Source organism: Acinetobacter sp. YQ_14, assembly GCF_043102985.1.
GTDB lineage: Bacteria > Pseudomonadota > Gammaproteobacteria > Pseudomonadales > Moraxellaceae > Acinetobacter > Acinetobacter venetianus.
In genome coordinates this window covers 14354-34217 of record NZ_JBICJJ010000014.1, presented here as the reverse complement: position 1 = coordinate 34217, position 19864 = coordinate 14354, and the positions used below count along the sequence as shown (strand labels likewise).

Here is a 19864-nt window from a genome sequence, read left to right as displayed (position 1 = left end):
AAAAAAATAAAAATGAGTTGACTCTATCGTCAGAAAATATGGTAACGAAAAAAGCAGACTTAAGTCGAGAAAAGATTGCATGTTCAGGGGTGTAACTCTATAATGCCTGCGATTCGAAACGATCATCAACAAAACTTGTCAAGCAGTTACGCTGTAAGTGGGTAAAAAATGAGCCGAACTAGTCGCATGATTGACCGACGATTAGCAAAAGCTTTGGTCTTCTTACAAGCATGTATGATTCCTGTTGCAGCATTACTTGCATGGGCGATTAAAGATACAACTGCCGCGTTAAGTGCTGCGCTTGGAGCTTTGGTATGTTGGTTGGCACATTGTTATTTTGCTTGGCAGTCGTTTAGAACGGCAGGCGCTAGAGCATCAAAACAAGTCATGCTGAACATGTATCGAGGGATGCTTGGTAAGTTTGCGATTGTGATCGTGGGTTTTATATTAATTTTGAGCAATGTTAAACCGCTGTCACCGGTTGCATTGTTTAGTGGATTTATTCTCGTACAAGCGATGTCGTGGGTCGCGCCATTTTGGGTGTCGCGACTACAAAAACGAGGGTAAAACACATTTGAGATTTTTGGGAGTAGAAGCGGGGTCATTGCAGTCCGCAAGATTCGTTTCTCTCCTTTTTAATGATTGACATTGACCAGGTGTGATTTATGGCTGCTGAAGAACATGCCCTGACTTCGACCGAGTATATCAAGCATCACTTGACCAATATGACCTATGGCAAAATGCCTGATGGTACATGGAAGTTAGCTGAGACTGCTGAAGAAGCTCAATCGATGGGGTTCACTGCAATTCACTTGGATTCAATGGGTTGGTCTATCGGACTTGGTGTGATTTTCTGTTTGTTGTTCTGGACAGTTGCGAAAGCTGCAAATGCAGGTGTTCCAACTAAATTCCAGTCTGCAATTGAAATGATTATCGAGTTTGTAGACTCAAGTGTACGTGATACTTTCCACGGCAAATCACGCTTAATTGCTCCTTTATCATTGACCATTTTCGTGTGGATTTTCCTCATGAACGCAATGGACTTGATTCCTGTTGACTGGATTCCTTATCTAGCTCAACAAATTGGTGCAAGCGTATTTGGTATGGACCCTCACCACGTTTACTTCAAGGTTGTCCCATCTACTGACCCTAACATTACTTTAGGTATGTCGTTGTCAGTATTTGCGTTAATTTTGTTCTATAGTATTCGTGAAAAAGGGATCGGCGGTTTCGTCGGTGAATTGGCACTTAACCCATTTAACCCAAGTAACCCAGTTGCAAAAGCGTTATTGATTCCAGTGAACTTAATTTTGGAATTAGTAACTTTCCTTGCTCGTCCAGTTTCGTTGGCTCTACGACTGTTCGGTAACATGTATGCGGGTGAGTTGATCTTCATCTTGATCGCATTATTGCCGTTCTGGATCCAGTGGGCGTTATCTGTGCCTTGGGCTATCTTCCACATTCTTGTAATCACGCTGCAAGCATTTATTTTTATGATGCTGACCATCGTTTACTTGAGCATGGCAAGCGAAAAGCATTAATGGTATTGCCTAACTATCACCTGATGGTTGGGCTTAAATTTTAGTTTAATTTGGTAATAACCTAACCTCTGAGGAATTTTTCATGGAACTCACTTTAGGTCTAGTTGCAATTGCATCTGCTATCTTGATCGCTTTCGGTGCTTTAGGTACTGCGATTGGTTTCGGTCTTTTAGGTGGTCGCTTCTTAGAAGCTGTTGCTCGTCAACCAGAATTGGCTCCACAACTTCAAACTCGTATGTTCTTAATCGCGGGTCTTCTTGATGCTGTGCCTATGATCGGTGTTGGTATTGGCTTGTTCTTCATCTTCGCTAATCCATTTGTAGGTTAATAGCTTAATTCCTAAATCCACATATTGAGGAATAGCGAAATGAATATCAACCTCACATTGATTGGTCAAGCAATTGCATTTGCGATGTTCGTCGCATTCTGCATGAAGTTTGTTTGGCCACCACTAATCAATGCGATTAGTGAGCGTCAGCGTAAAATTGCTGATGGCTTAAATGCTGCTGAAAAAGCAAAAGCTGACCTTGCTGATGCGCAAGCACAAGTTAAGGCAGAATTAGACGCAGCAAAAGCACAAGCGGCTCAATTGATCGAACAAGCGAACCGTCGTGCAGCACAATTGGTAGAAGAAGCTCGTACCCAAGCATCAGCTGAAGGTGAGCGTATTCGTCAACAGGCGAAAGAAACTGTTGATCAAGATATCAATGCTGCTCGCGAAGAATTACGTCAACAAGTTGCTGCTTTGGCAGTTGCTGGCGCAGAAAAAATTCTGAACCAACAAGTTGACGCAGAAGCTCATAATGCCATGCTGACTCAGCTGGCTGCTAAACTTTAAGCGAGGCGAATATGGCTGAACTCTTGACGTTAGCACGCCCTTACGCCAAAGCAGCATTTGCTTATGCATCTGAGCAGAATGCAACTGACGCTTGGTCAAATGCGTTACAACTGCTCAGTGCTGCGGTGCAAGATGAAGCATTTTCCGCTTATTTAAATCGCCCTGAGCTGACTCCTGCGGAACAAGTAGGTCTTTTTGCTAAGGTTTTAGGTGAAGATCAATCTCAATCAGTGTCGAACTTTTTGACACTTCTTGCAGACAATGATCGTTTAACTTTATTGCCTGAAATCGAAGCAGAATACGAATTACTTAAATCGCAGAACAACAACACATTGGAAGTAGAAGTTGAATCTGCTTTCCCAATTGATGCGACACAAGAGCACATTTTGGCTCATGCGCTTGAAAAACGTTTCAACAGAACAGTTCATGTTACTGTTAGCGTTAATCCAGCGTTAATCGCAGGTGTTGTGATTCGTGCAGGCGACCAAGTGATAGATGACTCTGCGCTTAACAAGCTTGAAAAAATGCGGACTCGTCTTCTTGCGTAATTGCAAAAAGACTGAACTTAAAAAAGATTGAGGAATAGCGCAATGCAACAACTGAATCCATCCGAGATCAGTGCGCTCATTAAACAGCGTATCGGCGATCTGGACACCAGCGCGACCGCTAAGAACGAAGGTACCATCGTCATGGTATCTGACGGTATCGTGCGTATTCACGGTCTTGCGGATGCAATGTACGGTGAAATGATCGAATTCGACGGCGGCTTATTTGGTATGGCACTGAACCTAGAACAGGATTCAGTGGGTGCCGTTGTTTTAGGTAACTACCTAAGCCTGCAAGAAGGTCAAAAAGCTCGTTGTACAGGTCGTGTATTAGAAGTTCCAGTTGGTCCTGAACTTCTTGGCCGTGTCGTAGATGCTTTGGGTAATCCAATTGATGGTAAAGGCCCTATTGATGCAAAACTTACTGATGCTGTTGAAAAAGTAGCACCAGGTGTAATTTGGCGTCAGTCTGTCGACGAACCTGTTCAAACTGGTTATAAATCAGTTGATACCATGATCCCTGTAGGTCGTGGTCAGCGTGAGTTGATTATTGGTGACCGTCAAACTGGTAAAACAGCAATGGCGATCGACGCGATCATCGCTCAGAAAAACTCTGGCATTAAATGTGTATACGTTGCGATTGGTCAAAAACAATCAACAATTGCAAACGTTGTACGTAAGCTAGAAGAAACTGGCGCTATGGCGTATACAACTGTTGTCGCAGCTGCGGCAGCTGATCCTGCAGCAATGCAGTATTTAGCTCCGTACTCTGGTTGTACAATGGGTGAATACTTCCGTGATCGTGGTGAAGATGCGTTAATTATTTATGATGATTTGTCTAAGCAAGCTGTTGCTTATCGTCAAATTTCATTATTGTTACGTCGTCCACCAGGTCGTGAAGCGTATCCAGGTGACGTATTCTATCTTCACTCTCGTCTTCTTGAACGTGCTTCTCGCGTTTCTGCTGACTATGTTGAGAAATTCACTAACGGCGAAGTTAAAGGTCAAACTGGTTCTTTAACTGCATTACCGATTATTGAAACTCAAGCTGGTGACGTATCTGCATTCGTACCTACAAACGTAATTTCGATTACTGACGGTCAGATCTTCTTAGAAACATCATTATTCAACGCAGGTATCCGTCCTGCTGTGAACGCGGGTATCTCTGTATCTCGTGTTGGTGGTTCTGCTCAAACTAAGATCATCAAAAAATTGTCTGGTGGTATCCGTACCGCTTTAGCGCAATACCGTGAATTGGCTGCGTTTGCTCAGTTTGCTTCTGATCTTGACGAAGCAACTCGTAAGCAACTTGAACATGGTCAACGCGTAACTGAGTTAATGAAGCAAAAACAATATGCTCCTTACTCTATCGCTGACCAAGCTGTTTCTGTATATGCATCTAACGAAGGCTACATGGCTGACGTTGAAGTGAAGAAAATCGTAGACTTTGATACTGCGTTAATCTCTTACTTCCGTTCTGAACATGCTGCGTTAATGCAACAGATCGATGAAACTGGTGATTACAACAAAGACATCGAAGCAGCGATCAAATCAGGTATTGAGAGCTTCAAAGCGACTCAAACTTACTAAGTTTATCTTTAGTTAAGTTTGGTTCACGGATCAACCTTCGAAGGCTCGAAAGAGCTTTCGAATACTAGGTTAAGCGTATGGCAAATTTAAAAGAAATTCGCGCCAAAGTAGCTAGTATCAAGAGCACGCAAAAGATTACTCGCGCGATGCAAATGGTAGCTGCTTCGAAAATGCGTCGTGCGCAAGAGCGCATGGCTCAGGGCCGTCCGTATGCCGATAATATGCGCCGTGTAATTGCTCACTTGGTACAAGCAAACCCTGAATATAAACACCGTTATATGGTTGACCGCCCTGTTAAGCGTGTTGGCTATATCGTTGTGTCTTCAGATCGTGGTTTGGCAGGTGGCTTGAACATTAACTTGTTCAAGAAAGTTGTGCAGCATGTCAAAGCACAACAAGAGCAGTCAATTGAAGTTGAATTTGCTTTGATTGGTCAAAAAGCGGTTTCGTTTTTTAAAAGCTACGGCGGTAAAGTGCTTGGTGCAACTACCCAACTTGGCGATGCGCCAAGCTTGGAACAGTTAACTGGCTCAGTACAAGTCATGCTTGATGCATTTGATAAGGGCGAATTAGATCGTATCTACCTCGTATCAAATGGCTTCGTTAATGCAATGACTCAGCAGCCTAAAGTAGAACAACTTGTTCCTTTAGCACCAGCAGAAGAAGGCGATGATCTCAACCGTACTTATGGTTGGGACTATATCTACGAACCAGAAGCAGAAGAATTGTTAAATGGTTTGTTGGTTCGCTATATCGAGTCTATGGTTTATCAAGGTGTGATTGAAAACGTTGCATGTGAGCAGTCAGCTCGTATGGTCGCGATGAAAGCAGCGACAGACAACGCGGGACAATTGATTAAAGACCTACAACTCATTTACAACAAGCTGCGTCAAGCCGCGATTACTCAGGAAATTTCCGAGATCGTTGGCGGTGCCGCTGCCGTTTAACATTATTAAGTTTGAATTGAGGAGACAGCAATGAGTAGCGGTCGTATCATTCAGATCATCGGCGCGGTTATCGACGTCGAGTTTGAGCGCAATAGCGTTCCTAAGATCTATGACGCTCTCCAAGTTGACGGTACTGAAACTACTTTAGAAGTTCAGCAACAGCTTGGCGATGGTGTTGTTCGTACCATCGCAATGGGTTCTACAGAAGGTCTTAAACGTGGCCTTAATGTAACTAGCACAAATGCACCGATTTCTGTTCCTGTAGGTCCTGCTACGCTTGGTCGTATCATGGACGTATTGGGTCGCCCAATCGATGAAGCAGGTCCTGTAGCGACTGAAGCGCGTTTACCGATTCACCGTCAAGCACCTTCTTATGCTGAACAAGCAGCTTCTACTGATCTTTTAGAAACTGGTATTAAAGTCATCGACTTACTTTGCCCGTTCGCGAAAGGTGGTAAAGTTGGTTTATTCGGTGGTGCGGGTGTTGGTAAAACCGTTAACATGATGGAGTTAATCAACAACATCGCTAAAGCGCACTCAGGTTTATCTGTATTCGCTGGTGTTGGTGAGCGTACTCGTGAAGGTAACGACTTCTATCACGAAATGAAAGATTCTAACGTTCTTGACAAAGTAGCAATGGTCTACGGTCAGATGAACGAGCCACCAGGTAACCGTTTACGCGTAGCGTTAACTGGTTTGACTATGGCTGAATACTTCCGTGATGAAAAAGACGAAAATGGTAAAGGTCGTGACGTATTATTATTCGTCGATAACATCTACCGTTATACACTTGCAGGTACTGAAGTATCAGCATTGTTAGGTCGTATGCCATCTGCGGTAGGTTACCAACCGACACTTGCAGAAGAAATGGGTGTTCTTCAAGAGCGTATTACGTCTACTAAATCTGGTTCGATCACATCGATCCAAGCAGTATACGTACCTGCCGATGACTTAACTGACCCATCACCTGCAACAACGTTTGCTCACTTAGATGCAACAGTAGTATTGAGCCGTGACATCGCATCTTCTGGTATTTACCCAGCGATCGATCCACTAGACTCTACTTCACGTCAGTTAGACCCATTAGTTGTTGGTCAAGAGCACTATGAAATTGCACGTTCTGTACAGAACGTATTGCAACGTTATAAAGAGCTCAAAGACATCATCGCAATCTTGGGTATGGATGAGTTAGCTGAAGAAGATAAATTGGTTGTTTACCGTGCGCGTAAAATCCAACGTTTCTTCTCTCAACCATTCCACGTAGCTGAAGTATTTACTGGTGCTCCTGGTAAATTAGTACCGCTTAAAGAAACGATTCGTGGCTTTAAAGGTCTATTAGCTGGTGAATACGATCACATCCCAGAACAAGCGTTCTATATGGTTGGTGGTATTGACGAAGTGATTGCTAAAGCTGAGAAACTCTAATTTAAGGAGATCATCTCATGGCGACTATGCAATGTGATGTCGTAAGTGTTAAAGAGTCGATTTACTCTGGACAAGTTACGATGTTAATCGCAAAAGGTGCGGGCGGTGAATTAGGTATTTTACCTGGACATGCGCCACTCGTAACTTTACTCCAACCGGGTCCGATTCGTGTTCAGTTGGAAAATGGTACAGAAGAAATCGTTTATGTATCAGGCGGTGTGTTAGAAGTTCAACCTCATGTTGTTACGGTGCTTGCAGATACTGCAATCCGTGCTGACAACTTAGATGAAGCAGCAATTTTAGAAGCTCGTAAACAAGCTGAACAATTGCTTGCAAATCAAAAGAGTGATTTGGATTCTGCCGCTGCACTAGCTTCGCTTGCAGAAACTGCAGCTCAGCTCGAAACGATTCGTAAAATCAAGAATCGTGCACTTTAATCAGTGTTGATTTAAGATTGAGAAAGCCACCGTAAGGTGGCTTTTTTATTCGCCAAAAACATAATAAGATGGTGCTTTAGAGAAATTATTAAGTTGTCGATCTCAGTTTTTATTTAATAAATAGCGCTTATAAAAATTCGATTAGGAAGTGTATGTTAGCAAGCAATGTCTTAAAGTTGCGTTTAGATCGCATTGAACAACAAGGGCATCATTTATCCGTAAAAGATCAATTGAAGCTCGTGACATTGGCTCAACCTGAATTAACAGCAAGCTTTTACACTCAAATTTTTCATCAAATATTACCGAAGCACTGGTCTTTTCAACATCATACAGCCGAAGATATTCAATGTTCGTTAAGACTCATCCGTCTTATTGATCAAGTCTACATTCCTCATTATTCAAAACATGCGTATCGTTATGAATGGTTTGAGCAAGGATTACTGTTTAGATTGCAATATGCCAAGCCAGCATTGAGCTCCAGTGAGAGAGCTGAGATCATTGCAGATTTAGATCAATGTAAAGATAGTGTATTAAAGTTGAGTATCTTAAAACAGCTCAAGGATGAATATGAAGATATTCAGTTGACGCTTGCTTTGGCTGAGTTGTCCTATCGTTTAGCAGATTGGTCAACGGCAATAGAAAACTATCATGCGCTGTTGCAACAGCAACCTGTGCAGCCTGAACAGGTTTATTACAACTTTATTCATTGTCTTTTAAGTCGAAATCATTATGTGAATGAGCAAGGACACAGCGATGTAGTTGAGGCCTTAGAACATCTAGGAAACTTAGATCAAATCCAACAACAAGCACGCTATCAGCAGCTCACACATTTGGCAGTGTCATTGATCTTACCTGAAACTTTGCAAGCTGAAGCAATTAATGGGGAAAATCCTTTTTCTGATATTCAACAAAAGCTAAAAGAGATTGGTTATTCACTCAATCATTGGCTATCAGCAGATGAATTTCGCATCCCTTATTATAAAAACATTGTAGAAACAGCACCTAAATTGCTTAACAATCAAGAAATTGTGATGCATTTAGATCGTCACAAAGTTGCAAATCATGCTTTGCAGACTATATTTTCAGATCGTGATTTGAAATTAGTGAGTGGTGTCAATGCTTCGAGTCATAGTCTTGGGTTTATTTGGAATTATTTACAGATTAACCCATTAGTTTTAGATGCTCTAGTGACAGCATCAAATGGTGAGCCAGAAGCATTTTATAATTTAAAACAAATTCCAGCGCCAAATTTCGATCATCAAGCTGCTCTGTTACAGCTTTCATCCTATCTCGCAAAACAGCAAGTGGCGTATAACTTAACGCAACAAGGGCATAGCATTGAGTTTGTAGAACATGCTCATTTAGCTGGTTTTGATCTGATTGTTGATGGAACGCCAATGCAGGTGAAATGTAGTTTGGAGCGGGAGATCATTGAGAACTTTGCAAAAAGTCATCCACATATTGCGATCATTGTGAATATTGAGTTGGCCGATTTACAGGAACATTATCCATCCGTCTTTGCTGATTTAGCGCTGAGTTATGAGTCTGTGCAACGCACGGCACAAAATAGTCTGCAAGGTTCAGGACATGTAGATGACTATCTGCCTGTTCCTTTGATGAACACTGGCTTTGCAGTTTATCGTAATTTTCATACAACTCGACATCAACTATCGATCCGCCCTGATTGGCAGTATAAGCCGAATCAATCTTTGGTAAAAAATAGTTTGGCGATTGGCGCTGCAATTGGTGGCATTGTTTCAGGTTCGATTGGCGCTTTTGTGGTAGGTAGTTTTGCAGTTTATAGAACATGGCGAATTCAAAAAATAGAGCAGCGTAAGCCCTTACAAGAAAAGCAGCAGTTGTTAATGCAACGTGATCATTTGATGTACTTGCTCGTCGATTTTGCAGAGTGGTTTAATCACAATTTATTGAAATACCGTGTTGATTTATATGCTTATCAACTAAGACAAGTTGAAATGAAGTTAATGGGTAAAATCCCTGAACTTGTACTTTCTACGACGTTATTTGCTTATAAATTTGAAGCACATCAGCGTGCTGAAAAATTGTATCAATGGATTGAAAAACAACTGGCACACGACAATCCAAAATATAAGATTCAAGCGGGTTGGGTGGCTTTGGCACAATCCAGTCAATTTATATCGATCGAACTAAAACAACGTGTTCAAGAACTTAATCTTGAGTTGGAAAAATATAAAAAAATGACTCAGTATGGCCTGACACTCTCGTCTTTAGAGCAATCGGATGCTCATAGAAGATCACATCAACAAATGACCGCGATGGATAGGCGATTTAAAGTTCCATCGCAATCTTAGTATTCTTATTAGTTTGAAAATGAAAGTTTATGCTGCTGAGTTTTGAGTGTTATTGGTACTCTTTAAAACTAAGCTTGCTAACTTCACCATATCCATTTGGATAGTATTCAATTGTTTCTCAATCTGCTCAAAGTTGATTTTAGCAAGATCAAATTGACCATGAAGCAACGGCATGTTGAGTAACTGTTGATTGGCAACGAGAAGATTTTGGCGAATTTGATCAATTTCATTACTTTTTAAATTAAGTGAAAGCAACGTATCGTGTAGACCATGCAATTCTTGATTTAGATCGCCTGACGTTGCTTTCAGTTGTTGCACATTTTTATTTTGAATTGCTTGTTCTAAGCTATTTTGAGATTGTTTTAGCAAAGCAATATAGTCATCAGTTTCGAGCTGTAATTTTGCAATATCACGAGCAATATTCAACATATTGCCTTTGCTTAGATTTTGCGTGTCTTGAACAGAACTCGATTGCATAATTTCATCACTCATATTTTGTTCAATAGCCTGTTCTGATTGGATATTCGTATGATCTTCTTGCTGTGCTTGATCACAGCCAGTCAAGGCGAATGCTGAAAGCAGTGTCATGCTTGAAAGAAAGGCTTTGATAGAGAATTTATCCATCATGGCAAAACACACACCAGATCATAAAAAAGGACGCTCACTATAATCAAAAAGTGTGGAGAGGGAATGGGTTGTTGCAAAGAGCAAACAATTTTTAAATAAAAAGGACAGTCACGATGAACTGTCCCTTATTTACTACCTTAGACCATTAACCATTTAAAATTTTGATAATCGAATGGTTTAAGACATTAATTAAAATATAGTCACCATTCACCTTGATCCATTGCTGGTTTTTGGCAGGTTTATGCAGGTGTTTGTATTGGGTGTAGTTAATTTTATAACCTTGTCCGCGATATGCACTCGGAACTTTCTGTCCTACTTTCCAATCTTTAGACGGATAAACTTTATTCTTTTGCGCATTTGAATGTTGAGGTGCTTGAGAGTGTTTAACGACTTTTTGCGGTGAATGGTCATGTGGTGACGCAAAAGCAGGAACCGCGATTACTGTAGATAACGATAAGATTAGAATTTTAGCAATATTTTTCATGGTTCACCTATTTGTGAATGAAGTGCCGATGAAATGATTTAAACCTAAAGTTGCTAAAATAATGTGGATGTGATGTTTGAAAATGATAAAACTATGCATAAATGATGGATATAAAAAAAGCATGTTAAACATGCTTTTTAAAATATATATCGATAAATATTTGATTTATTTTGCTAATTCAGCCTCGATTGCACTCACAATACGTTCGTCATCTGCAGTAATATCTGGTGCAAAACGCGCAACAATTTCACCATTTTTATTCACAAGGAATTTTTCAAAGTTCCACAATACTTCAGGTGGATTGTTTGGTGTTAAGCCGTAATCAACAAGATCTTTCCACCAAGGACCTTCACCAGTACGCTCAGGAATTGCTTGTGTTAAGGTTTGGTAAAGTGGGTGCTTGTCATCACCAGCAACTGAGATTTTTGCGAAAAGTGGGAAATGTACATCATAGTTCAGCGAGCAGAATTGCTGAATTTCATCATTTGTACCTGGTTCTTGTTCTAAGAAGTTATTTGCTGGAAAACCGAGAATCTCTAAACCTTGATCTTTCTTTGCTTGATATAGCTTCTCTAAACCTTCGTATTGAGGCGTTAAACCGCACTTTGATGCAACGTTCACGATCAGTAGAACTTTGCCTTGGTATTGATCTAGATCAACATCTTGACCTTTGATGTCCTTAACTGGAATGTGATAAACCGATTGGCTCATGAGATATGTCCTAATTTGTTGTTGTAGCAAAACATCATTGTTTTAACTGCTATTCAAGCTAAGTGCAATGCCCATATTCGGAATGTATACAAATAAAGAATAGTGTTTTTGATTTCAAATTGAAGTTGATTTAAATGGATGCATTTTTTAGTTGAATTGGCGTTTGCCCTGTATAGCGTTTAAAGAATTCGATAAAACTGGAACTATGGTGATAACCCAAAGCAAATGCGAGTTGTTTAATAGTCATACCTTCACGGATTTGATTGATCGCAAAGATGATTTTCGCTCGATTACGCCACTCCGAGAGAGAAAGTTGTAATTCTTGCTGACTAAGACGAAGGATATGCCGTTCACTGACTGAAAATTGCTGCAACACTTGTTGGAGACTTTGATGAAAGGAGTCTGGTGCAGATAGTTTTTCTAAAATTGGCGCGAGAATGGGATGTGTACTTTGCGGTAAATAATGTGAATAGGCTGGTGCTTGTTTCAACTGATCAAATAAAACTTGTAATAGGTGTTCGAGATATTCAGGTTGAGCCTGTTGTTTTTGTTGCTCCAAAATTTGTAGCACTAAAGAACGAAAAAAAGGCTCAATGCTAAAACAGCGGCAACTCAACCCCAACGCTTGACCATATCTAGGATGTAGCCGAATACAGATATAGTGAATTTCATGTTCTACAGGCAGTGACTGATGCTCAGTGCGAGGTGGTAACCAAAGCCCATAGCTCGGTGGGGACAGGTAGTATTGTCCTTCGATATCAAATTCTAAAGTGCCATTTAAACTAAAATTGAAGTCACCCCAAAGTGAAGAATGTGGACTGACAACATCATCCTTTTGGTAGAGAAATTCATGCACTTCTATACCATTCAGAAAGGGAAATTGTTCAGTCTCAGCACGCTTCATTTGAGGTCTCAACGTTTAATTTTCACAGGTAATTTTCGGGTTATTTAAACCTTTGGCTAAGGTGAAAATACTGAGTAATGCTAATGCGACAAAGCTAATCACACCATAAATTAAGATATTTTCATTGAAATGATCAACGACATAACCACCTAGAAGTGAACCTATTGCGATCATGACTTGGAACAATCCCACGAATAAAGGCATACCTTTTTCTACGGCATTTGGTGCGTGTATAAACATCCAAATATTCGCTGAAGTTGGGAATGCACCGAATGCAAAGCCCCATAATGCTGTTAAAACAATAGCACCAAACTCATGTATTGCAAAAATTGGGAAACCAAAGAATACGATGGTAAAACAAATGCCGACAAAGGCGAGGGTATAGCGTACATTTAAATTACCACTATAACCTGCAAAAGCATTACCAAAAATACCTGCAATCCCGTACAGCAATAACAGTGAACTGATCGTTGTACCATCAAATCCTGCAATATTTTTAAAGAAGGGTGCAAGGTAACTATAAGCGCAGAAATGCGCTAAACCAATCAGCAGCACGATCAGCATCCCGCTACGTGCTTTAGGTTCGCGGAGCAATGCAGGTAAATCACGGAGATGAATGGCTGAACCTGGTTTAAGTTTTGGTAAGAAAATCATTTGTAATACTAAGACCACTAAGCCAATCGCCGCCGTGATACCAAATGCACTTCGCCAACCATAAAATTCACTTAACCATGTTCCGATCGGCACACCAAGTACTGTAGCGAAGGTTACACCAGCCATCACGATCGCTGTTGCTTTGGCAATCGGTAAATGTGCGGGTGCTAGTTTTCCACTTAAAGCAATCGCCGTTGCCCAAAAGCCACCAATTGAAATGCCAAGAACCAGTCGACTCAAGAGTAAGACGTGGAAGCTATCTGCAAAAGCAGTAATGGTGTTGGCAATGACCATGATCGCCGTGAGTAAAATGAGTACATAACGACGATCAAGTTGTTTGACGACGATCGGGAGTAATGGTGCTGCAAGCGCTGCCATAACTCCAGGTAAGGTAATAATCAAACCTGCCGTACCGACTGAAATATTGAGATCAGTTGCAACGCTGTTTAACACACCAACGGGCAGAAACTCACTGGTTACAAGAGCAAAAGCTGCGATTGCGACAGCCAAGATCGCGAACCAACTACCTTGAGTTTGAGTTACCGTTGTGGGGTGAGCTTCGGGAGAGGGAGTGTGTTCCATAAAATTTTCCTTTATTATCAGTGTCTTGATAATAAAATTAGGCGATAGGGATATTTTTATAACAATTGTTATAAAATAAAATAGTTGATAAAAATTGATGCGTCAATTAATTTAATAATGATCGTTATAAAATAATGTGTAACCCTTATGACAAATAACAATGTATCTGAACAAGAACCTTGTGATCATCCAGCAAAAAAGAAGCGTGGACGTCCAAAGTGCTTTGATGAGCAACAGGCCTTAGAAAAAGCGATGTTGTTATTTTGGGAGCATGGCTATGAAGCAACGTCGATTAGTGATCTCACACAAGCTTTGGCACTGACTGCGCCGAGTTTATATAGTAGTTTTGGAGATAAGACGACGCTGTTTTATAAATGTATCGATTATTATCTTGCACACGAAGCCTGTCCAATTGAAGCCATTTTTTTAGAAGCTAAAACTGCCAAAGTTGCTTTTGAGTTATTTCTTTACGATAACGTGCAACGTTTGGCACAGCCAGATAAACCTTCGGGCTGTATGTTAGTTGTGGCGACTATGAACTGTTCTGATCATGCTCAAGAGGTGCAACACAATATTTTAGAAAAAAGGCTCAAGACCAAACAAAAATTACTTGAGCGTTTACAACAAGCCGTCGTAGAGGGGGATGTTGCAGAAACCGCACCATTACAAGAAATAGCGGATTTCTATGCCACTGTTTTACAGGGACTCACCATACAAGCAAGAGATGGCGCAAATGTAGAGCAACTGCATAAAGTGGTTGAGCACGCGATGCGAACATGGGATCTGTTCTAAAATTCACATGTCGTAACTGCGATATAAATGTCTGAAATACGATATTTCAATTAAATTAGACATCTTTCACAATACACACATCAGATAAATGTGCTGAGATTGATGATGGTTCAGTTGAGTAAATATCAAAAGTGGGCATTTGTTTTGCCACTGATTGCAGTGTTAATTTGGTCGCTTAATATCGCTGTAACGCGTTATGTTGCTGATTATATTTCACCTGTAAGTATCAGCTTCTATCGTTGGTTTGTCGCTTTTCTGATTTTAACACCTTTCATGCTGCCAAAAGTGTGGAAGCAACGCGCGGTGATTGGAAAAGATTTAGGTAAACTGGCCGTGTTGAGTGCGTTTGGGATGGTGTTATATCAAGGGCTGTCTTATACCGCTGCCCACTATACGACGGCGACCAACATGGGAATTGTGAATGCCTTTGTTCCAGTCTTTACCATTTTTATTTCCTATCTGATCTTAAAAGATGTGCCAAATCGCTTTGCAATCTTTGGCAGCTTACTGTCATTTGCAGGTCTGATCTATGTGATGAGTCAGGGGCATATCTCCAGCTTATTTGAGCAGGGTGGACACTGGGGCGATGCTGTTATGGTGGTTGCGGTTGGTTTCTACGCATTCTATGGTGTATTCCTCAAAAAATGGCAATTAAAGCTGCCGCTATTGACCAGCCTTTATGTACAAATTGGCTTTGCGTTGTTGTATCACGTACCATTTTTACTTTGGTTTGGCTTAGATGGGATTAATGCTGACAATGCTGCAAGCGTGCTATATGCAGGTGTTTTTCCATCATTGATTGCGCCTTTATTGTGGATGGTGGCTGTTCAAGCAATTGGCCCTAACCGTACCAGTATTTTTATGAATCTTATGCCAGTATTTACCGCAATCATTGCCAGTCTTTGGTTATCTGAGCATTGGACAATCTACCATACGATTGGTGGGATGATGATCCTAGTCGGCATCATAATGGCACAGAAGAAAACCATGAAAGTACCCTCACAGTTAGTTGAAACGGCTTCTTAAATATGAAATGATGAGGTGTGTTTGTTTAAAATAGCAACAAACGCACCAAATTATTTATTAGGCGTTCATTCTTTCTATATGATTTACAAATATATTTTCAATAATGTCGAAATTTACGATCAAAAAAAAGCTGAATAAAAATAAAAATATAATTTTATTGAAATTTGAAAACTGACAAAAATGGTGCGCTTTTCACATTTTTTGTTAGATAAATAATATATTTGTATAAGTTGAACGATTGATCCATAATACTTTCCATAGCGAGCTGATTCGTTTTTAGAATGAAGCAGTTGCTAACCAAATTGATGAACCCTCTGGATGTGATTTACACATCCTTTTTATGCTCAGTTATCCCTATATAACTGAGCTTTTTTTTGTGTGAAATTCACTGATTATGCTCGAATGACTTCACCAGTTAGTGCATTGAGGATGCGGCTTGGTTGTTGGCTAAGCCCTAATTCACCCTCTAAATAATTGAGCGAATTACCAAAATAATTTTCTGTTTCGTGCAGACTTTGGGCTGGATTAAGACCCGCAGGATTGGCGCTCGTCGAGACAATAAAACCACCAAAATGATTGCATAACTCGACGCATAAAGGATGAGTCGTAACACGTACAGCCACTAAAGGATGTTGTCCTTTAATCCATGTTGGAATCTGTTCATCCGCTGGTAATAACCATGTGGTTGCACGCTCGGTTGGTTGACGATTTGACCAACTTGCAATGACTTGCTGGCGGATTTCAGCGTTGAGACGATGTAGCAAGTGCTCTACTTGATTTAAATGACCCGCTAATAAAATAACGCCTTTTTCTATTGGGCGATGCTTCAGTTCGAGAATATTTTGAAACGCTTGTTCATTCAATGGATCACAACCCAAGCCCCAAACTGCTTCAGTTGGATAGGCGAGCACTTGACCCTGTTTTAAAAGTTGTGCTGCTTCAGATGTTGAGGATGTGATCATAGGATGAGGATAAGTAAAAGATATGAACTCACTATTTTAAAGCATTGGTCGACAACGTAAATAGCGACCACCTTGTTGCATACATAATCCTAATAACTCAAGTTCCATTAACTGGGCAGTAAGTTCTGCGGCAGAAGTCGGGGAGCTTTGTGCGAGTTGATCTAAATCTTGTCCTACCCAATCAAGCTGCTGATACAGAGGGAGTAAATTCGTTGGAATGTGTACAGGCGCTTCGACTATTTCTTTTTCTTTGCTTGGTTGTTGCTGTGTTTGCCACTGGGTTGGAAGTGCCAAATCTTCAATAATTTGTTCAGGATGATCGATGAGAATAGCACCCTCACGAATCAGTTGATGGCAGCCTTGGTGGAATTCACTGTAGATATGCCCAGGTATCGCAAACACTAGCTTGCCTTGTTCAGCCGCTTTATTCGCAGTAATAAGTGACCCACTTTGTAGTGCGGCCTCAATCACAACAACACCGAGACTCAGACCGCTCACAATCCGATTTCTTCGCGGAAAATGTTGCTGTAAAGGCATTGTGGTTGGAAGAAACTCAGTCACGATAGCACCTGATTGAACAATCTGTTGTGCAAGCGCCTTATTTTGAGAAGGATAAACCGTATCTAAGCCTGTTCCCACAACGGCAATGGTCCGATGATGGCTTAAGCCACCACGATGTGCTGCTTCATCAATTCCATGAGCTAAACCACTGCTAATATAAAAACCTTTTTCACTTAAATAATAAGCAAAATCATACGCAACTTGGCGACCATGTGGACTCGGTTTCCGACTCCCAACCATCGCAATTTGCGGTTGTAATAAAGCTTGTGCTTGTCCCTGACCGAATAGAATCGGTGGATGATCTGAATAGGGTAGGAGTTGGGTCGGGTAGTCAATATCTTTTGGCGTGAGAATGAAGTCTGTGTGTTTCTGAATCAGCTGTACAATCTGTTCGAATTTATGTTGGCCCTCAGGGCTGAGAAACTCGTCCAAACGTTTTAAATGATTGGCATGTAAACCAAGCTGTTTCCATTCTGGGAAACGATGTGATTGTGTTGCCTGTTCACAGCTTCCAAAATGTTGAATAATTTTTTGGAAACTTGAGAGAGAATGTTGAACCAAATACCACACCAACACGGTTTGGTAGTGATGGGGTGATAGTTGACTCAACATTGTTTAGAACTTAGTCATCAAGACGAGGTGGTTTGATGTCTGAACCCACTTTGATTGGGAGTTCACTTTCCAATACGTAGGCATAGCTAATACGATCAAAACTCTTAAAGATCATAACACTACCCACATATTGACCTGGTAATTTTACTTTCTCTTTGGTTTTTGGATCACGTACCGTTTCACCCTCTTGGTATGTGCTGAACACTTGACCGATTTCAACACCATCAGCTGTACCACGATCTACCGTAACAACACCATTTTTCGCAGCAGTACCGATTGATCCCATCACACGGATGACTTTACCGCCGTCACGGACTTGGTTTGCATCAGTCGGGTAGAATAATGTGGGTAACATCGCGTCTTGTTCAAGCATCACACGGTCACCACGACGAACTTCGCCGTTATAACTATCCGTGAGTTCAACCGTAGTAATGTCATTTTCACTGGTAATTGCAACGCCAGATGCCACTTGTGTGAGTTCAACACCTAAGTTTTGCTTTTTACCATTTTGGTCTAACACGATATAAGGTTGACCTTCACGGAATACGCCATAACGCTGACCATTTTCGAGACCTTGACCTCGAACATAGACGCTTTGACCTTTACCAGCCAAGACACGGTTATCCGCTGTACCCAGAATATAAGGCGTATTGGCAATTGCCTCAGCAGGAAGTACAGATGTCCGTTCTAACCATTGTTGAATATGCGCCAGTGGAATAACAGGAACACTATTATTTAACGCTTCAATACGTACCTGTGGGCGTAAGTTAGATGTATTCCCAGAATAACGACGGATGATACCATCACAGCCATCGCCTTCATCTTTACCAATTAAAGGTTTACCGTTCAGGCTACAAAGAAGCAATTTGTCACCTGGATAAATCCAGTGAGGATTTTTCACATGTTTGTTGCTTGCCCAGATTTCAGGCCAACGCCATGGCTTGCTTAAGAATTTTCCAGAAATATCCCAAAGCGTATCGCCTTTTTTCACCACATAAACGTTTGGTGCACCCGCTTTAACAGAAGGAGGGCTGACATTTGGACTTGCTGCATGAGCCAGATTTACGCTCATACCTAATCCCGCACAAATCGCAACCGCAATCAGTTGTTTTTTTAACCCCAAGGCATGAAATGATTGTATGCCGTTTAAAACCTTTTTCATTATCATAATTCCTAAAAATTATGTGTGTAGTTGCGCTATAATAACGACTTTACACACAATTTTTTGATCAAGCATTCCCTTCAGTTGGTTTTCTGATCAATGGCATAAATGAGGAACAGTATGGCCTTATTACCTATTTTAAGTTTTCCTGATCCCCGTCTTCGTACCATTGCTAAGCCAGTCGAAGAAGTCACTGATGATATTCGTCAGCTTGCAGCAGATATGTTAGAAACCATGTACGAGGCACCGGGTATAGGTTTAGCGGCAACTCAGGTTGATCATCATATTCAGCTTATTGTCATGGACCTTTCTGAAGAGAAAAATCAACCGATGGTGTTCATCAACCCCAAAGTCACTCCACTGACTCAAGAAACGCAGCCTTATGAAGAAGGCTGTCTCTCTGTGCCTCAAATATACGATAAAGTTGAGCGTCCGTCACGCGTAAAAATCGAGGCAATTAACCTTGAAGGTCAAGCATTTGAGTTAGAAGCTGACGAACTTCTCGCTGTTTGTATCCAACATGAAATGGATCACTTAAATGGTAAACTTTTTGTTGATTATTTATCGCCGTTAAAACGTCAACGTGCACGTGAAAAAGTCGAAAAAGTGGTTCGCCAACGTGAAAAAGAGAAAGTTACAGTTAAACGTTAAGTTGTACTGTCTTTAATTGATATGTTTTCTTTGTTTCGTTGTGGTTTGTTGCTTGCATTTGCCGCGGTCTGTTTACAGATTGCGGTATTTTTGCAGCCGCTACTTCCGAAGCAGTATCAAATTGCACCAGTCTGTGAAACGATTACCAAAGCTTTATTGTTACCCAAAGTACAAGCTGAGCAGAGTCAATCACAGCACCATGCTCATCATCATTCACATCAATTTGAACAAGTCTCCGCATCTACATCGGCGCATGATCATCATGATCCAAGCCATCAGTGCCAGTATTGTACGGTCTATGCCAATCTGATATTGCCGCCTGAGTTGGGTGTAAAAGAAGTTCTGGTTCGGATCCAAGTTCGTTTAGTTGCGTATCAGCAAGCGTTTCGCCACGTTTTCTTCTTACTGCAACGACTATTCTTATTACCTCAAGGGCGAGCTCCGCCACTCTTTGCATAAATTAAAACGTCAATTTCATTA

At 41.0% G+C, this 19864-nt stretch carries 22 protein-coding genes; 14 read left to right on the top strand and 8 right to left on the bottom strand.

The window, feature by feature from the left end; genetic code table 11:
• Positions 1–168 precede the first annotated feature (168 nt).
• From ACF8D3_RS07340 to ACF8D3_RS07295, 10 genes are all read left to right on the top strand, one after another.
• Positions 169–567, top strand: a complete 399-nt coding sequence (locus ACF8D3_RS07340; protein WP_007478356.1) for an ATP synthase subunit I — start codon at positions 169–171, stop codon at positions 565–567.
• Between the two features lie 98 nt (positions 568–665).
• Positions 666–1541: a F0F1 ATP synthase subunit A gene (gene atpB, locus ACF8D3_RS07335; RefSeq protein WP_004674085.1), complete on the top strand. Its 876-nt coding sequence runs from the start codon at positions 666–668 to the stop codon at positions 1539–1541.
• 82 nt (positions 1542–1623) lie between these two features.
• The gene (gene atpE, locus ACF8D3_RS07330) at positions 1624–1869 is read left to right on the top strand and encodes a F0F1 ATP synthase subunit C (protein WP_000424060.1); all 246 of its coding nucleotides are present in this window, start codon (positions 1624–1626) and stop codon (positions 1867–1869) included.
• Between the two features lie 39 nt (positions 1870–1908).
• On the top strand, positions 1909–2379 hold the full coding sequence (locus ACF8D3_RS07325) for a F0F1 ATP synthase subunit B (RefSeq protein ID WP_004881997.1): 471 nt from the start codon (positions 1909–1911) through the stop codon (positions 2377–2379).
• An 11-nt stretch (positions 2380–2390) separates the two neighbouring features.
• Positions 2391–2927, top strand: coding sequence for a F0F1 ATP synthase subunit delta (locus ACF8D3_RS07320; RefSeq protein WP_004881995.1), 537 nt, complete (start codon positions 2391–2393; stop codon positions 2925–2927).
• 42 nt (positions 2928–2969) lie between these two features.
• Positions 2970–4514 (top strand): F0F1 ATP synthase subunit alpha, encoded by a 1545-nt coding sequence (atpA, locus tag ACF8D3_RS07315; RefSeq protein WP_004881993.1) that lies wholly within the window; start codon positions 2970–2972, stop codon positions 4512–4514.
• 77 nt (positions 4515–4591) lie between these two features.
• Positions 4592–5461 carry a F0F1 ATP synthase subunit gamma gene (gene atpG, locus ACF8D3_RS07310; RefSeq protein WP_007478603.1) on the top strand — a complete coding sequence of 290 codons (870 nt, stop codon included), beginning with the start codon at positions 4592–4594 and terminating at the stop codon, positions 5459–5461.
• Positions 5462–5491: 30 nt separating this feature from the next.
• Positions 5492–6886 carry a F0F1 ATP synthase subunit beta gene (gene atpD / locus ACF8D3_RS07305; protein WP_004680053.1) on the top strand — a complete coding sequence of 465 codons (1395 nt, stop codon included), beginning with the start codon at positions 5492–5494 and terminating at the stop codon, positions 6884–6886.
• Positions 6887–6903: 17 nt separating this feature from the next.
• Positions 6904–7323: a F0F1 ATP synthase subunit epsilon gene (locus tag ACF8D3_RS07300; RefSeq protein WP_004881989.1), complete on the top strand. Its 420-nt coding sequence runs from the start codon at positions 6904–6906 to the stop codon at positions 7321–7323.
• A 152-nt stretch (positions 7324–7475) separates the two neighbouring features.
• Positions 7476–9656, top strand: coding sequence for a hypothetical protein (locus tag ACF8D3_RS07295; protein ID WP_392470926.1), 2181 nt, complete (start codon positions 7476–7478; stop codon positions 9654–9656).
• Between the two features lie 27 nt (positions 9657–9683).
• On the opposite strand, the gene ACF8D3_RS07290 is transcribed toward ACF8D3_RS07295, so the two are convergent.
• From ACF8D3_RS07290 to ACF8D3_RS07270, 5 genes are all read right to left on the bottom strand, one after another.
• Positions 9684–10283 carry a hypothetical protein gene (locus tag ACF8D3_RS07290; protein WP_392470924.1) on the bottom strand — a complete coding sequence of 200 codons (600 nt, stop codon included), beginning with the start codon at positions 10281–10283 and terminating at the stop codon, positions 9684–9686.
• A gap of 145 nt (positions 10284–10428) precedes the next feature.
• Positions 10429–10767, bottom strand: a complete 339-nt coding sequence (locus tag ACF8D3_RS07285; RefSeq protein WP_392470922.1) for an RcnB family protein — start codon at positions 10765–10767, stop codon at positions 10429–10431.
• Positions 10768–10932: 165 nt separating this feature from the next.
• On the bottom strand, positions 10933–11478 hold the full coding sequence (locus tag ACF8D3_RS07280; protein ID WP_007478613.1) for a glutathione peroxidase: 546 nt from the start codon (positions 11476–11478) through the stop codon (positions 10933–10935).
• Between the two features lie 130 nt (positions 11479–11608).
• On the bottom strand, positions 11609–12382 hold the full coding sequence (locus ACF8D3_RS07275) for an AraC family transcriptional regulator (RefSeq protein WP_392470919.1): 774 nt from the start codon (positions 12380–12382) through the stop codon (positions 11609–11611).
• Between the two features lie 15 nt (positions 12383–12397).
• Positions 12398–13618, bottom strand: coding sequence for an MFS transporter (locus ACF8D3_RS07270; RefSeq protein ID WP_392470917.1), 1221 nt, complete (start codon positions 13616–13618; stop codon positions 12398–12400).
• Between the two features lie 147 nt (positions 13619–13765).
• Between ACF8D3_RS07270 and ACF8D3_RS07265 the strand changes: the two genes are divergently transcribed.
• Complete coding sequence (locus ACF8D3_RS07265; protein ID WP_061518685.1) at positions 13766–14410, top strand: TetR/AcrR family transcriptional regulator; 645 nt, start codon at positions 13766–13768, stop codon at positions 14408–14410.
• Positions 14411–14515: 105 nt separating this feature from the next.
• Positions 14516–15436 carry a DMT family transporter gene (locus ACF8D3_RS07260; protein WP_004881972.1) on the top strand — a complete coding sequence of 307 codons (921 nt, stop codon included), beginning with the start codon at positions 14516–14518 and terminating at the stop codon, positions 15434–15436.
• A 392-nt stretch (positions 15437–15828) separates the two neighbouring features.
• Here ACF8D3_RS07260 and ACF8D3_RS07255 read toward each other — a convergent pair whose 3' ends face one another.
• The 3 genes from ACF8D3_RS07255 to ACF8D3_RS07245 are packed head-to-tail and all read right to left on the bottom strand — an operon-like array spanning position 15829 to position 18733.
• Positions 15829–16398 (bottom strand): Sua5/YciO/YrdC/YwlC family protein, encoded by a 570-nt coding sequence (locus ACF8D3_RS07255; RefSeq protein ID WP_392470915.1) that lies wholly within the window; start codon positions 16396–16398, stop codon positions 15829–15831.
• Between the two features lie 36 nt (positions 16399–16434).
• Positions 16435–17571 (bottom strand): DNA-processing protein DprA, encoded by a 1137-nt coding sequence (gene dprA, locus ACF8D3_RS07250; RefSeq protein ID WP_392470913.1) that lies wholly within the window; start codon positions 17569–17571, stop codon positions 16435–16437.
• 10 nt (positions 17572–17581) lie between these two features.
• A complete protein-coding gene (locus tag ACF8D3_RS07245) occupies positions 17582–18733 on the bottom strand; it encodes a LysM peptidoglycan-binding domain-containing protein (RefSeq protein WP_004881966.1) in 1152 nt (383 codons plus the stop codon).
• 120 nt (positions 18734–18853) lie between these two features.
• Between ACF8D3_RS07245 and def the strand changes: the two genes are divergently transcribed.
• Entirely contained in the window at positions 18854–19384 is a 531-nt protein-coding gene (def, locus tag ACF8D3_RS07240) for a peptide deformylase (RefSeq protein WP_019385262.1), read from the top strand.
• Between the two features lie 21 nt (positions 19385–19405).
• The gene (locus tag ACF8D3_RS07235; protein WP_392470911.1) at positions 19406–19843 is read left to right on the top strand and encodes a DUF2946 family protein; all 438 of its coding nucleotides are present in this window, start codon (positions 19406–19408) and stop codon (positions 19841–19843) included.
• Positions 19844–19864: the final 21 nt, after the last annotated feature.

Excerpts from the sequence above, each read along its gene's own strand:
- ACF8D3_RS07340 (WP_007478356.1), top strand. The coding sequence starts at position 169 with ATGAGCCGAACTAGTCGCATGATTGACCGACGATTAGCAAAAGCTTTG.
- atpB (WP_004674085.1), top strand. The coding sequence starts at position 666 with ATGGCTGCTGAAGAACATGCCCTGACTTCGACCGAGTATATCAAGCAT.
- atpE (WP_000424060.1), top strand. The coding sequence starts at position 1,624 with ATGGAACTCACTTTAGGTCTAGTTGCAATTGCATCTGCTATCTTGATC.
- ACF8D3_RS07325 (WP_004881997.1), top strand. The coding sequence starts at position 1,909 with ATGAATATCAACCTCACATTGATTGGTCAAGCAATTGCATTTGCGATG.
- ACF8D3_RS07320 (WP_004881995.1), top strand. The coding sequence starts at position 2,391 with ATGGCTGAACTCTTGACGTTAGCACGCCCTTACGCCAAAGCAGCATTT.
- atpA (WP_004881993.1), top strand. The coding sequence starts at position 2,970 with ATGCAACAACTGAATCCATCCGAGATCAGTGCGCTCATTAAACAGCGT.
- atpG (WP_007478603.1), top strand. The coding sequence starts at position 4,592 with ATGGCAAATTTAAAAGAAATTCGCGCCAAAGTAGCTAGTATCAAGAGC.
- atpD (WP_004680053.1), top strand. The coding sequence starts at position 5,492 with ATGAGTAGCGGTCGTATCATTCAGATCATCGGCGCGGTTATCGACGTC.
- ACF8D3_RS07300 (WP_004881989.1), top strand. The coding sequence starts at position 6,904 with ATGGCGACTATGCAATGTGATGTCGTAAGTGTTAAAGAGTCGATTTAC.
- ACF8D3_RS07295 (WP_392470926.1), top strand. The coding sequence starts at position 7,476 with ATGTTAGCAAGCAATGTCTTAAAGTTGCGTTTAGATCGCATTGAACAA.
- ACF8D3_RS07290 (WP_392470924.1), bottom strand. The coding sequence starts at position 10,283 with ATGATGGATAAATTCTCTATCAAAGCCTTTCTTTCAAGCATGACACTG.
- ACF8D3_RS07285 (WP_392470922.1), bottom strand. The coding sequence starts at position 10,767 with ATGAAAAATATTGCTAAAATTCTAATCTTATCGTTATCTACAGTAATC.
- ACF8D3_RS07280 (WP_007478613.1), bottom strand. The coding sequence starts at position 11,478 with ATGAGCCAATCGGTTTATCACATTCCAGTTAAGGACATCAAAGGTCAA.
- ACF8D3_RS07275 (WP_392470919.1), bottom strand. The coding sequence starts at position 12,382 with ATGAAGCGTGCTGAGACTGAACAATTTCCCTTTCTGAATGGTATAGAA.
- ACF8D3_RS07270 (WP_392470917.1), bottom strand. The coding sequence starts at position 13,618 with ATGGAACACACTCCCTCTCCCGAAGCTCACCCCACAACGGTAACTCAA.
- ACF8D3_RS07265 (WP_061518685.1), top strand. The coding sequence starts at position 13,766 with ATGACAAATAACAATGTATCTGAACAAGAACCTTGTGATCATCCAGCA.
- ACF8D3_RS07260 (WP_004881972.1), top strand. The coding sequence starts at position 14,516 with ATGGTTCAGTTGAGTAAATATCAAAAGTGGGCATTTGTTTTGCCACTG.
- ACF8D3_RS07255 (WP_392470915.1), bottom strand. The coding sequence starts at position 16,398 with ATGATCACATCCTCAACATCTGAAGCAGCACAACTTTTAAAACAGGGT.
- dprA (WP_392470913.1), bottom strand. The coding sequence starts at position 17,571 with ATGTTGAGTCAACTATCACCCCATCACTACCAAACCGTGTTGGTGTGG.
- ACF8D3_RS07245 (WP_004881966.1), bottom strand. The coding sequence starts at position 18,733 with ATGAAAAAGGTTTTAAACGGCATACAATCATTTCATGCCTTGGGGTTA.
- def (WP_019385262.1), top strand. The coding sequence starts at position 18,854 with ATGGCCTTATTACCTATTTTAAGTTTTCCTGATCCCCGTCTTCGTACC.
- ACF8D3_RS07235 (WP_392470911.1), top strand. The coding sequence starts at position 19,406 with ATGTTTTCTTTGTTTCGTTGTGGTTTGTTGCTTGCATTTGCCGCGGTC.